Here is a 13200-nt window from a genome sequence, read left to right on the forward strand (position 1 = left end):
GTGTGCTGCTGCCGTTCTTCTCCTTCATGACCTTCCTGATCGCGGTCCCGACCGGCGTGAAGTTCTTCAACTGGATCGGCACGATGTGGAAGGGCTCGCTGTCCTTCGAGACACCGATGCTCTGGGCCACCGGCTTCCTGATCACGTTCCTCTTCGGCGGCCTGACGGGCGTCATGCTCGCCTCGCCGCCGATCGACTTCCATGTCTCCGACTCGTACTTCGTGGTGGCGCACTTCCACTACGTGGTCTTCGGCACGGTCGTCTTCGCGATGTTCTCCGGCTTCCACTTCTGGTGGCCGAAGATGACGGGCAAGATGCTCGACGAGCGCCTGGGCAAGATCACCTTCTGGACATTGTTCATCGGCTTCCACGGCACCTTCCTCGTCCAGCACTGGCTCGGTGCGGAGGGCATGCAGCGCCGGATCCCCGACTACCTGGCGGCGGAAGGGTTCACGACGCTCAACACGGTCTCGACCATCAGCTCGTTCCTGCTCGGTTCGTCCCTGCTCCCCTTCTTCTACAACGTGTGGAAGACGGCCAGATACGGCAAGCCGGTCGGCGTGGACGACCCGTGGGGCTACGGCCGCTCGCTGGAGTGGGCGACCTCCTGCCCGCCGCCCCGGCACAACTTCCTCACCCTCCCCCGCATCCGCAGCGAATCCCCGGCGTTCGACCTGCACCACCCCGAGGTCACGCCCTCGGAACGGGAGTTGGCCGGGCGATGAGTGCCGATGAGGAGCGGGCCCTCGTCCAGGCGATCGAGGGCCATCTGCTGCTGGCCGCCGCACGGGAGGAGGGCCGGACGGCCGCGGCCCGCGTCGCCTCCCGGCTGGGCTGGCTCACCGACGGCCAGCGGGACGACCTGGAGCGGTACTTCGAGGCCGAGTACCTGTCGCTGACCCGTACCTCGTGGCGGCGCACCGCCGAACGCGCCGAGGAACTGCGGCAGACGTACGAGGCGAGGTACCACGCCCTGCGCCGACGGGTGGCCGCCTGGTTCCTGGTGGGCTGCGCCCTGCTGGCGGCGACGGGCCTGCTCGTGGTCGCCGCCGCCTAGCCGCCTAGCGGGACTCGCCGCGTCGGCGAAGGGCGACGGGCCTGACGGCCGACGGCGGAAGGCCGACGCCGGAGGGCCGACGCCGGAGGGCCGACGGCGAGGACGGCGCCGCCCCCGTGACCGCGGCAGTGGAACGGCTGGGCGGCTGACAGGAGCGGTTCGGGGGGCGGCTCGGGCGGTCGGCGGCGGTGGCTCGGGCGGTTGGGGGGGGTCAGCCGGTGGTGAGCACCATCCGGAAGCGGGCGCGGCCGGCCATCATCCGCTGATACGCCTCGGCCGCGTCGTCCAGCGGGAGGGTCTCGGTCATCGGGCGGATGTTGTGCAGGGCGCTGAACGCCATGGTGTCCTGCACGTCCTGCGAGGTGCCGGACGGGTGGCCCCGGACGACCCGGCCGGCCATCAGCAGCTGGGCCGGGTTGATGCCGAGCGGTGCCGTGTCCGCGCCGATGACCACCAGCTCGCCGCGGGGCGCGAGGCCGTCGGCGGTGGCCGTGATGGCCTCGGAGTTCCCGGCGGTGGCCAGCACGACGTCGGCCCCGCCGAGGGACTGCAGCGCTTCGGCGACCGGGGTGCCGGAGGTGCTGTCGACGTAGTGGTGGGCGCCGAGCTGCTTGGCGAAGTCGGCCTTCTCCGGGCCGCGGGCGATCGCCACGGTCTCGAAGCCCATCGCGACCGCGTACTGCACGCCGAGATGGCCCAGGCCGCCGAGGCCGAGCACCGCGACCAGGTCGCCCGGCTCGGCGGGGCTGCGCCGCAGCCCGTTGTAGGTGGTCACGCCGGCGCAGGCCATGGGTCCCGCGTCGGTCGCCGAGAGGGCCTCGGGAATCCGGGCCAGGGCGTCGACGGGCGCGATCACCTTGGTGGCGAACCCGCCGTCGTAGGTCCACCCGGGGACCTGGAGGTTGACGCACACGATGAAGTCGCCCTGGCGGCAGGGGGTGCAGTGGCCGCAGCTGCCGCCGAACCAGCCGACCGTGACCCGGTCGCCGACCTGGTAGCCCCACTCCTGCGTGGCCTCGCCGAGTTCCTCGACCCGCCCGGCGATCTCGTGGCCGGGGACCACCGGGAACGTGACGCCGGGCAGTGCGCCGTTCACGAAGAGGGCGTCACTGTGGCAGACTCCGCACGCCTCCACGGCGATCCGCACATGGCGGGGCCCCGGCTGCGGCACCTCCCGCTCGACCAGCTCGAACGCGCCGCCTGCGGACATCACCTGCGCGACTCGGTAGGTAGTCATCTGTCTCTCCGGAGAAGGGGTAGGACGGTCCCCCGCACCAGCAGACCAGCTCCCGGCGGATCGCGCGCGCTGAACCCCCGGCGGCATCGACGACCTGGGACTCCGTGCTGGGCGAGGGTACCGGCAGGCCGTACCGGCACGGGGCCGCCGGCTCCGCCATGCCGAGCCGGCGGCCGGCCGTCCTGGCGTTCGACGGTGTTCCCGCCCGGAGGCAGATCAAGGCAGGCATCCACGTCGCCCTCGCTTCGAGTTCGCTGCCCCACACGTTCCGCCCGGCCGATCCGCTGCCGGAGGCCGTCGAACCGCACGCCGGAGAGGTCCGCGGCCGGTGGGCCGGGCCTCCTCAGTCGCCCACTCTGTGCGTCACGTTCAGCAGGTACTCCTTCCGGTCGAGCGGGTTGTGGCCGGTGCGCGGCCGTCGCGGGACCGTACCGCGCGTGACCGGCGCGTAGTGGTCGAAGGCCGTCTCCAGTTCGCCCTCGCCCCGGGTCAGCCCCGGCAGGCGCTGTTCCAGCCCGTGGACGCGGGCGGCCGGCACCGTGCCCTCCAGCACACCGTGCGCCCCGTCGGTACCGGTGGTCCCGGGCACGGCGCCCAGCCGGGTGAGGACCGGGAGCAAGGCGCCGAGCGTGTCCGCCGGCGCCTCCAGCCGGAAGCGGTGCATCGGCTCGTGCACCAGGCTGCCCGCCCGGCGCAGTGCGTCGATCAGGACCAGCGGCGTCAGGCCCCGGAAGTCGTGGCCGGTGCTCGACATGCTCTTGTCGAAGCCCTGATGGGCGTGGCTCTGCCGGGGCGAGTAGCCGGAGTGGGTCATGGTGACCGTGCAGTCGGTGACCTGCCAGCCGTACAGCCCCTGGCCGAGGGTCTCGCGGACGGTGTCCTCGACGGCCTTGAAGAAGGCGTACGGCATGGAACCCAGCTCCGCCTCCAGCCGGAAGGCCACGCCCGAGCCGGCCGGAGCGGGGTCGACGCGCAGGCCGACGGTGGCGAGGAAGGGGTTGAGGCCCTTCCTGTTGAACTCCACGGCGTGTCCGGTGCCGGCCGGGCGCTCGATGCACAGGGTCGTCGTCCCGCGGAACGTGACGGCAAGGCCGTACTCGTCGGCGAGGGTCGCCTGGACGACCTCCTTCTGCACCTCGCCGTAGAGGGAGACGGACGTCTCCCCGCGCAGTTCGTCGTGGCGGACGCCGATGAGCGGGTCCTGTTCGGCGAGCTGGGTGAGGGCGAGGTGCAGGGAGCGCCGGTCGGCGCCGGGGCCGGGGACGACGACGGTCTCCAGGGTGGGCGGCGCGAAGTGGTGCCGGTACGTGATCGCCGGCCTGCCGAGCGCATCGCCGACGCGGATGTCGCCGAGGCCGCGGATCCTGACGATGCGCCCGGCACCGGCACTCTCCCGCGGCTGGGCGGTGCCCCGCTCGAAAACGCCGAGCGCGGTGACCCGGCCTTCCGCGCGACGGCCGACGGCCCGGCTCCGCCTGCGCCGTTCGGCCGCCCGGCCGCGCGCACGCCCGGCGGAGTCCCGGCCCCCGGCCGCCCGGTCGTCCTCGTGGCCCCCGTGCCCCTCGTCCCGGCGCTGCTCCCCTTCGATCCCGCCGAAGGGGATGCGGTCGCGCAGTCGCAGGGTGCCGGCGAAGACGCGCGCGTAGGCCACCTTCTCCCCCGCCGGGCCGCGCTCGATCTTGAAGACCCTGGCCGACAGCGGGCCGTCCGGGTCGCCGGCGGCGGTGGGCAGCAGCCGCTCGACACCGTCGATCAGCTCGGGGACACCGGCGCCGGTGATCGCGGAGCCGAAGTACACCGGATGGACCGCTGCGCGCCGGGTCTGGGCCGCGAGGGAGGCCCGCAGCAGGCCCTCGGGCACCCCGCCGTCCAGGTAGGCGGCGAGCAGATCGTCGTCGTGGTCGGCCAGGCCGTCGAGCGCCGCGGGTCCCAGACCGGGGACGAAGCGGGCGGCGGGCGTCCCGAGTGCGGTGGGCCGCCCCATCGGGACGAGCGGTACGGCGAATCTGCGCGCCATCTCGCGCAGCACGCCGTCGTGCCGGGCCCCGCGCCGGTCGATCTTGTTGACGAAGACCAGGGTGGGGATGCGCAGCCGGCGCAGTGTCCGCATCAGCACCCGCGTCTGCGCCTGGACGCCTTCGACGGCCGACACGACCAGGACGGCGCCGTCGAGGACGCCGAGCACCCGCTCGACCTCCGCGATGAAGTCCGGGTGGCCGGGGGTGTCGATGAGGTTGACGGTGACGCCGTCCAGCGGGAACGAGACGACGGCGGACTTGATGGTGATGCCGCGCTGCCGCTCCAGCGCCAGCGTGTCCGTGGTGGTGCTGCCGGCGTCGACGCTGCCGATCTCGTCGATGACCCCGGCCGCGTGCAGCAGCCGTTCGGTCAGGCTGGTCTTACCGGCGTCGACATGCGCGAGAATTCCGAGATTGAGCAGGTGCACTGAGCGTGATGTCCTTCGGCATGGGGTGGGTTCCTTCCTGGGTGGACATGCACGCAGCGCGCATCTGGGGGCCTCTCGGTGTGACGGCGTGTCACGGGCAGTTCAGCAGGGACACTCCCCCGACAACAATGGATTAATGTTCAACCAATCCCGCCGCAGCGCTCGCCGCCCCCAGAGGTCGGCCATAGAGTGACCTACATCACGCCAGCTGGCTGACTCCGTCACTCCTGCCCACCCGGCCTGGAGGCCGCATGACCCACATCAAGGTGAACGTGGACGGCACGGCGTACGAGGACGACGTGGAACCGCGTCTTCTGCTGGTTCACTATCTGCGCGACCGCCTCGGCCTCACCGGCACCCCGATCGGCTGCGACACCTCCAACTGCGGTGCGTGCACCGTCGACCTGGACGGGGCGACCGTCAAGAGCTGCTCGGTCCTCGCCGTGCAGGCGGACGGCGGCCGGGTGACGACGATCCAGGGACTGGCGCAGGACGGCGAGTGGACGCCGTTGCAGCACGCCTTCCACGAGCACCACGGTCTGCAGTGCGGCTACTGCACCCCTGGGATGATCATGGCGGCGCGCGATCTGCTGCGGGAGAACCCGCACCCCACCTCGGACGAGGTCCGCCAGGCGCTGGAGGGCAACCTCTGCCGGTGCACCGGCTACCACAACATCGTCCGCGCGGTGCTCGCCGCGGCCGAGAAGCAGTCCGGCGAGCAGCAGTCCGCGTCCGCCGGGCAGCCCGCGTCCGGCCCGGAAACCTCCTCCGGGCCGCAGCTCACCGAGGAGGCGCCGGCATGACCGATCAGGCCGTAGAGCACGAGGTCGGCCGCTCCCGGCTGCGCAAGGAGGACGCCCGGCTGATCACCGGGCAGACCAGCTGGACCGACAACATCCAGGTCGCGGGCCTGCTGCACCTGGCCATCCTGCGCAGTCCGATGGCCCATGCCCGGATCAACCGTGTCGACGTCTCCCCCGCCCTCGAACGGCCCGGTGTCGTCACCGCGTTCAGTGGCGCCGATCTCGCCGGGGAGCTGGGTTCGCTGCCCTGCGCCTGGCCGGTGACCGAGGACATCGTGCTGCCCGACCATCCGCCGATGGCCGTGGACGAGGTCCGCTACGCCGGCGACCCGGTCGCGGTCGTCGTCGCCCGCGACCGGTACGCGGCAGCCGACGCCCTGGAGGCCGTCGACGTCGAGTACGACCCGCTGCCCCCGGTCCTCGACCTGGAGGCCGCGCTCGACGAGGACGCCCCGCGGGTCCACGCCGACAAGGGCACCAACCGCTGCTACACCTGGCCGCTCTCCACCGGCGAGAGCTTCGACGCGGTCCGCGAACGCGCCGAGGTGACCCTGAAGCGCCGCTACCACCAGCAGCGGCTGATCCCCAACGCCATGGAGCCGCGCGCGGTGGTCGTCACACCGCTCGCCGCCTCCGGCGAGTACACGGTCTACTCGGCGACCCAGATCCCGCACATCCTGCGGATCATGCTCGCGACCGTCACCGGCATCCCCGAGCACAAGCTCCGGGTGATCGCCCCGGACGTGGGCGGCGGCTTCGGCTCCAAACTCCAGGTGTACGGCGAGGAGGCGCTGGCCCTGGCCGTGGCGCGCAAGCTCGGCCGCCCGGTGAAGTGGACCGAGTCCCGTTCCGAGGGCTACCTCGCCACCCACCACGGGCGCGGCATGATCCAGGACGTCGAGATCGCCGCCACCCGCGAGGGCAGGCTGCTCGGCCTGAAGGTGGACCTCCTCGCCGACATGGGCGCCTACCTGATGCTCGTCACCCCGGGCATCCCGATCCTCGGCGCCTTCATGTACCCGGCGATCTACAAGATGGACGCCTACCAGTTCACCTGCACCGGCGTCTTCACCACCCGCACCCCCACCGACGCCTACCGCGGCGCGGGCCGCCCCGAGGCCACGTACGCCATCGAGCGGATCATGGACGAGCTGGCCGTGGAAGTCGGCCTGGACCCGATCGAGGTACGGCGCCGGAACTGGATCCGGCACGAGGAGTTCCCGTACACCACGATCGCCGGGCTGACCTACGACAGCGGCAACTACGAGGCCGCGACCGAGAAGGCGCTCGGCCTGTTCGGCTACGACGAGCTGCGCGCCGAACAGCGCGAGCGCAACGAGCGCGGCGATTCCGTACGCCTGGGCATCGGCGTCTCGACGTTCACGGAGATGTGCGGTCTCGCGCCCAGCCGGGTGCTGCGCGACCTGCGCTACGGCGCCGGCGGCTGGGAGGCGGCGAGCATCCGCATGCTGCCGACCGGCAAGGTCGAGGTCGTCACCGGCACCAGCCCGCACGGGCAGGGCCACGTCACCTGCTGGAGCCAGATCGCGGCGGACGTCCTGGGCGTGCCCTTCGAGGACGTGGAGGTGGTGCACGGCGACACCAAGGTGGCCCCGCAGGGCATGGACACCTACGGATCGCGGTCGCTGGCCGTGGGCGGTGAGGCGGTGCACCGCGCGGCGGTGAAGGTGGTGGAGAAGGCCCGCCGGATCGCCGCGCACCTGCTGGAGGCGAGCGAGCAGGACCTGGAGTTCAGCGGCGGAGCGTTCTCCGTCAGGGGTTCGCCGGAGGCCCGCAGGACCATCCAGGAGGTCGCGTTCGAGGCGTTCACCTCGCACGACCTGCCGGACGGGGTCGAGCCGTCCATCAACGCCGAGACGGTGCTCGACCCGGAGAACTTCTCCTTCCCGCACGGCACCCACCTGTGCGCGGTCGAGGTCGACACCGAGACCGGCAGGATCCGGATCCGGAAATACGTGTGCGTGGACGACGTCGGCACGGTCGTCAACCCGATGATCGTCGAGGGCCAGGTGCACGGCGGACTCGCCCAGGGCATCGCCCAGGCGCTGTTCGAGGAGGCCGTCTACGACGACCAGGGCAACCTCGTCTCCGGCACCATGGCCGACTATCTCGTGCCCTCGGCGGCGGACCTTCCGGAGTTCGTCACCGGCCGTACCCAGACCCCGGCGGACAACGCCATGGGGGTCAAGGGAGTCGGGGAGGCGGGGACGATCGCGTCGACACCCGCCGTCGTGAACGCCGTGGTCGACGCACTCCGGCCGCTCGGTGTGCGGGACGTGCGGATGCCCTGCTCCCCGCACCGGGTGTGGCAGACGATCCGGGCGGCCCAATCAGGTGCCGCCGGCGCGGCCGGCGGGGCCGACGGGGCCGGAGGGACGGGACCGGCGCAGTCCGGCCAGTCCGGTCAGGCGGCACGGTCCGGCGACATCGGCCAGTACGACGACATCGGCCGGCCCGGGCCGTCCGGGAAGGAGGCGGGCCCGGCATGATTCCTCCCGCGTTCGACTACGCCCGTCCGAGCAGCGTCGACGAGGCCGTACGCACGCTCGCCGACGCCGGCGAGGAGGGGAAGGTGCTGGCCGGCGGCCAGAGCCTGCTGCCGCTGCTGCGGCTCCGGCTGGCCTTTCCCGAACTCGTCGTGGACGTCGGCCGGATCCCGGAGCTGCGCGGGGTGCGCGAGGACGGCGACGCCCTCGTCATCGGCGCCATGACCACACATCACGAAGTGGTCCACGACCCGCTGGTGCGCCGCCACGCCGGTCTGCTCGCCGAGGCGACGGCCACGGTCGCCGATCCGGCCGTCCGGCACCGGGGCACCCTCGGCGGCTCCCTCGCGCACGCCGACCCGGCCGGCGACCTGCCCGCCGTCGCGCTGGCCCTGGACGCCGAGCTGGTGGTGGCCGGGCCCGGCGGCCGGCGCACGATCCCGGCCCGGGAGTTCTTCGTCGACTATCTGCAGTCGGCACTGGCACCCGACGAACTCCTCGTGGAGGTTCGCGTCCCGAAGACGGACGGCTGGAGCTTCCACTACGAGAAGTTCCATCCGGTCGCCCAGTCCTGGGCCATCGTCGGGGTCGCGGCGCTGGTCCGGGGCGACGGCGGGCACGTCGCCGAGGCGCGGATCGCGCTGACCAACATGGGCCCGACCCCGCTGCGGGCCACCGCGGCCGAGCGGGCGCTGTCGGGCGCCGACGGCCCCGAGGCCGTCGCGCGGGCCGCGGAGGCGGCGGCCGAGGATACGCGGCCGGCGCGGGACCTGGCCGGCTCGCCCGAGTACCGGGAGCATCTCGCGCGCGTGCTGACCCGGCGGTCGGTACTGACCGCCCTGGAACGGGGGTGAGCGCCGATCACCCGGATGGACGACCCGGAGCAGGTGCGGGCCCGCCTGGAGGAGACGGGGTACCTCGTCGACGAGGGGCTGGCCATCACGTGCTTCCTGGCCCTGAGGCTGCACCGGCCGCTGTTCTGCGAGGGCGACGCGGGCGTCGGCAAGACCGCGCTCGCGAGCGCCCTCGCCGAGGCGCTCGGCGCGCCGCTCATCCGTCTGCAGTGCCACGAGGGCATCGACGCCTCCCAGGCGCTGTACGACTGGGACTTCCCGCGTCAGCTGCTGCACCTGCGGGCCGCCGAGGCGGCCGGGGTGACGGACGCCGACCGCCTCGAGAGCGAGCTGTACGACCGGCGATTCCTCATCGACCGGCCGCTGCTGCGCGCCCTGCGGACGCAGCCGTCGGTGCTGCTGATCGACGAGATCGACCGGGCCGACGACGAGTTCGAGGCGTTCCTGCTGGAGCTGCTGTCCGAGTACTCCGTCACGATTCCGGAGCTGGGCACGTTGCGCGCGGAGGAGCCGCCGGTGGTCGTGCTGACCTCCAACCGGACGCGGGAGGTGCACGACGCCCTGAAGCGGCGGTGCCTGTACCACTGGTTCGACCATCCCTCCTTCGCCCGCGAACTGGCCATCGTGCGGCGCCGGCTGCCGCGGGTGTCGGCGCGGCTGGCCGAGCAGGTCACCGCGCTGGTGCAGGCGCTGCGGGGCGCGGAACTGATCAAACCGCCGGGGGTGGCGGAGACGATCGACTGGGCCGAGGCCCTGGACGCGCTGGGGGCCGCCGAGGTGGACGCGGAGCTGGCCCTGGCCACCCTGGGTTCGGTGCTGAAGTACCGGGAGGACGCGGACCGGGCGCGGAGCCTGGATCTCACGGCGGCCCTCGCGGCCCGGGGGGTGTGACGGCGATGGACACGACCGCAGGAGAGCCGGAGCGCGGAGGAGAGCTGACGCCCGGAGCAGAGCCGGAGCGCGGAGGAGAGCTGACGCCCGGAGCAGAGCCGGAGCGCGGAGGAGAGCTGACGCCCGGAGCAGAGCCGGAGCCCCGGGGCGGGCCGGAGCGACCACCCGCGGAGCCCTCGCCGTCCTCCGGGACACGATTTGGGCCACCGCCTGTTCCTTCCACAGCGCTGTCCGGGTCGCCACCCCCGCCCTCCGGAGCGCGGTCCGTGGCACCGCCCCCGCCCTCCGGAGTGCGGTCCGTGGCACCACCCGCGACCTCCGCGGCGCAGCCCGGGGCACCACCCGCGGCCTCCGCGGCGCGGTCCGGCTCGCCCGGGGTGGAGGGCACCTCGCTCGGAGCCGATGCCGTACTGCTCGGCTTCGTGCGGGCGTTGCGGGCGGCCGGGCTCGATGCCAGTACCGAGCGGCTGCACGCCTTCCTGCGCGCCGTCGACGTGCTGCGGCCCGGCGTACGGGCGGACGTGTACGGCGCGGGCCGGGCCACGCTGTGCGGCGGGCACGACGATCTGGAACGGTACGAGCGGGTGTTCGCCGCGTACTTCGGGGCCCGCGGTGAGCCGCCCCGGCGGCCGGTGCGCGCCGCTCCCCCGCCCCGCCTGCGGCTCGCCGTCCGCGACACGGCCGCCGAGCCGTGCGGACCGGACCGCGGCGAGCCCCCGGGGCCGCCGACGGCCACCCTCGCCAGCTCCGCCGAGGTGCTGCGGCACCGCGACGTCGCCGGCCTGGACGCCGCCGAACGCGCCCAACTGCGCCGTCTGCTCGCCGCGTTCGCGCTGCACGGGCAGACCCGGCGGTCGGCGCGGCGGCGGCCCGCCCGGCGCGGGGAGGTGGACCCCCGCCGCACGGTGCGGGAATTGCTGCGGCGCGGCGGGGAGCCCGCCCTGCTGCGGCGGCACGCGCGGGTGCGACAGCCCCGGCGGGTCGTGCTGCTCGTCGACGTGAGCGGCTCGATGGCGCCGTACGCCGACGCGCTGCTGCGGTTCGCGCACGCGGCGGTGCGCGGCGGCCGCACCGAGGTGTTCACCATCGGCACCCGGCTGACCCGGGCGACCCGCGAACTGACCCACCGCGACCCGGACCTGGCGATGGCCGCACTCGCCGCCGCCGTACCGGACTGGCGCGGCGGCACCCGCCTGGGCGGGCTGCTGCGCGAGTTCCTCGACCGCTGGGGACAGCGCGGTATGGCCCGCGGCGCGGTCGTCGTGCTCCTGTCGGACGGCTGGGAACGCGGAGACCCGGAACTGCTCGGTGCGCAGATGCGCCGCCTGCACGCCCTGGCCCACCAGGTGGTCTGGGCCAACCCGCGCAAGGCCCGCCCGGGCTACGCACCGCTGGCCGCCGGGATGGCCGCGGCCCTGCCCAGCGTCGACGCCTTCGTCGAGGGGCACAGCCTCGCCGCGCTGGAGCGGCTGGCCGCGGTGGTGCGGGGAGCCGCGGACGATGCGGCCGACGTGAGAGGAGCACAGGGTGCGTGACATCCTCCCGGCGCTGGAGCGCTGGTACGCCGCCCGGATCCCGTTCGGGCTCGCCACGGTCGTCGCGGTCAGCCGCAGCGCGCCGCGCGGGCCCGGCGCGGCCATGGCCGTGGGCCCGGACGACGAGGTCGTGGGCAGCGTGTCCGGCGGCTGCGTGGAGGGCGCCGTGTTCGAGCTGGCGCAGGAGGTGGCGGCGAGCGGCGAGGCGCGGCTGGAGAGCTTCGGGTACAGCGACGAGGACGCGTTCGCGGTGGGCCTCACCTGCGGCGGCGAGATCACCCTGCTGGTGCGGCGCGTGACGCCCGCGACGGACCCGGCGTTCGGGGCGGTCGCCGCGTCGGTGGACGCGGGCCGGCCGGTGACCGTGGCCACGGTGGTCGACGGTCCGGCTCCGCGCGGGGCCGGTCTCGCGGTCTGGCCGGACGGCGTGGCCGGCACGCTCGGCACGGACGGGCTCGACGCCGCCGTCACCGCCGACGCGCGCGGCGAACTCGCCCTCGGCGCCACCGTCCTCAGGCACTACGGGCCGCGCGGGGAGCGCCGCGAGGACGACGTCACGGTCTTCCTGCAGTCCTTCGCGCCACCGCCGCGCATGCTGGTCTTCGGCGCGATCGACTACGCGGCCGCGGTGGCACGGATCGGCGACTTCCTCGGCTACCGGGTCACCGTGTGCGACGCCCGCCCGGTGTTCGCCACGCCCAAGCGGTTCCCGGCGGGTGTGGAGGTGGTCGTGGACTGGCCGCACCGCTATCTGCAGCGCACCGGCACCGACGATCGCACGGTGATCTGTGTCCTCACCCACGACCCGAAGTTCGACGTGCCGCTCCTGGAGGAGGCGCTGCGCCGGCCGGCCGCCTACATCGGGGCGATGGGCAGCCGCCGTACCCACGACGAGCGGCGTGAGCGGCTGACCGACGCCGGTCTCGCCGAGGCCGAGCTGTCCCGGCTGCGCTCACCGCTCGGGCTCGACCTCGGGGCCCGTACACCGGAGGAGGTCGCCGTGTCCGTCGCCGCCGAGATCGTCGCCCTGCGCTGGGGCGGCAGTGGGGCTCCGCTCACCGTGACCGCCGGGGCCATCCATCCGACGGCCGCCGTCTGACCGCGAGGAGAAGTCATGGAACTGCAGCACGAGTTCACGGTCCCCGTCCCGGTCGACGACGCCTGGCACGCGCTCCTGGACATCGAGCGCGTCGCGCCGTGTCTGCCCGGCGCGGCGGTGGAGGGGTACGACGGCACGACCGTGACCGGCTCGGTGAAGGTCAAGGTCGGGCCGGTCACCGTGACCTACCGGGGCACCGCGGTGTTCGAGGAGCAGGACGAGTCGGCGCACCGGATGGTGCTCGTGGCGAGCGGCCGGGAGACCCGCGGGCAGGGCACGGCCCGGGCGACGGTCACCGGCACACTGAGCGGGCGCGACGGCGGTACGGCGGTGTCGGTGCGGACGGATCTCACGGTGACCGGGCGTCCGGCGCAGTTCGGGCGCGGGGTGCTGGCGGAGGTGGGTGACCGGCTGGTGGGCAGGTTCGCGGAGTGCCTCGCCGAGCGGCTGGCCGAGCGGCCCCCGACCGCCGGTGAGGAGCCGCAGCGGTCGGACGGGACCGCACCGGCGCCGCTCCGGCTCGTCCGCACGACGCCGGAACCGCCGCCCGGCGCGAGGGCGCCGGAACCCCCCGCCCGGGGCAAGGCCGGCCGCCTCGACCCCCCCGAACCGGAACCGCTCGACCTGCTCCGCACGGCCGGAATGCCCCTGGCCAAACGCGCGGCGGCCCTGGCAGCGGCGCTCGCCCTGCTGGCCTGGGCGGCGACGCGACTCAGACACCGAACCCACTGACAGCCCCCCCCGGCGACTCCCCAGTCCCCTTCACACCGC

At 73.8% G+C, this 13200-nt stretch carries 11 protein-coding genes; 9 read left to right on the forward strand and 2 right to left on the reverse strand.

Annotation, left to right across the window (positions count from 1 at the left end; genetic code table 11):
- A partial coding sequence (locus tag ACGFT2_RS03105; RefSeq protein WP_393272925.1) for a cbb3-type cytochrome c oxidase subunit I occupies positions 1-725 on the forward strand: 725 nt, incomplete at its 5' end.
- Complete coding sequence (locus tag ACGFT2_RS03110; RefSeq protein WP_393272927.1) at positions 722-1057, forward strand: hypothetical protein; 336 nt, start codon at positions 722-724, stop codon at positions 1055-1057. The genes ACGFT2_RS03105 and ACGFT2_RS03110, both read left to right, overlap by 4 nt.
- Before the next feature lie 211 nt (positions 1058-1268).
- On the opposite strand, the gene ACGFT2_RS03115 is transcribed toward ACGFT2_RS03110, so the two are convergent.
- Together ACGFT2_RS03115 and ACGFT2_RS03120 are read right to left on the reverse strand one after the other, a co-directional pair.
- Positions 1269-2294 carry an alcohol dehydrogenase gene (locus tag ACGFT2_RS03115; RefSeq protein ID WP_393272929.1) on the reverse strand — a complete coding sequence of 342 codons (1026 nt, stop codon included), beginning with the start codon at positions 2292-2294 and terminating at the stop codon, positions 1269-1271.
- A gap of 343 nt (positions 2295-2637) precedes the next feature.
- Positions 2638-4740 (reverse strand): GTP-binding protein, encoded by a 2103-nt coding sequence (locus ACGFT2_RS03120; RefSeq protein ID WP_393272931.1) that lies wholly within the window; start codon positions 4738-4740, stop codon positions 2638-2640.
- Between the two features lie 251 nt (positions 4741-4991).
- On the opposite strand from ACGFT2_RS03120, the gene ACGFT2_RS03125 reads away from it, so the two are divergent.
- The 7 genes from ACGFT2_RS03125 (at position 4992) to ACGFT2_RS03155 (ending at position 13161) form a co-directional block, all read left to right on the forward strand.
- Positions 4992-5543: a (2Fe-2S)-binding protein gene (locus ACGFT2_RS03125; RefSeq protein ID WP_393272933.1), complete on the forward strand. Its 552-nt coding sequence runs from the start codon at positions 4992-4994 to the stop codon at positions 5541-5543.
- The gene (locus ACGFT2_RS03130) at positions 5540-8053 is read left to right on the forward strand and encodes a xanthine dehydrogenase family protein molybdopterin-binding subunit (protein WP_393272935.1); all 2514 of its coding nucleotides are present in this window, start codon (positions 5540-5542) and stop codon (positions 8051-8053) included. The genes ACGFT2_RS03125 and ACGFT2_RS03130 overlap by 4 nt, the downstream gene beginning before the upstream one ends.
- Entirely contained in the window at positions 8050-8904 is an 855-nt protein-coding gene (locus ACGFT2_RS03135) for an FAD binding domain-containing protein (RefSeq protein WP_393272936.1), read from the forward strand. Before ACGFT2_RS03130 ends, ACGFT2_RS03135 begins: the two co-directional genes overlap by 4 nt.
- 15 nt (positions 8905-8919) lie before the next feature.
- Entirely contained in the window at positions 8920-9795 is an 876-nt protein-coding gene (locus ACGFT2_RS03140) for an AAA family ATPase (protein WP_393272938.1), read from the forward strand.
- Positions 9796-10172: 377 nt separating this feature from the next.
- A complete protein-coding gene (locus tag ACGFT2_RS03145) occupies positions 10173-11330 on the forward strand; it encodes a VWA domain-containing protein (RefSeq protein WP_393273847.1) in 1158 nt (385 codons plus the stop codon).
- The gene (locus ACGFT2_RS03150) at positions 11323-12429 is read left to right on the forward strand and encodes an XdhC family protein (protein WP_393272940.1); all 1107 of its coding nucleotides are present in this window, start codon (positions 11323-11325) and stop codon (positions 12427-12429) included. The genes ACGFT2_RS03145 and ACGFT2_RS03150 overlap by 8 nt, the downstream gene beginning before the upstream one ends.
- A 15-nt stretch (positions 12430-12444) precedes the next feature.
- Complete coding sequence (locus tag ACGFT2_RS03155; protein WP_393272942.1) at positions 12445-13161, forward strand: SRPBCC family protein; 717 nt, start codon at positions 12445-12447, stop codon at positions 13159-13161.
- Positions 13162-13200 lie beyond the last annotated feature (39 nt).

This window comes from Streptomyces sp. NPDC048514, from assembly GCF_043199955.1.
Lineage (GTDB): Bacteria > Actinomycetota > Actinomycetes > Streptomycetales > Streptomycetaceae > Streptomyces.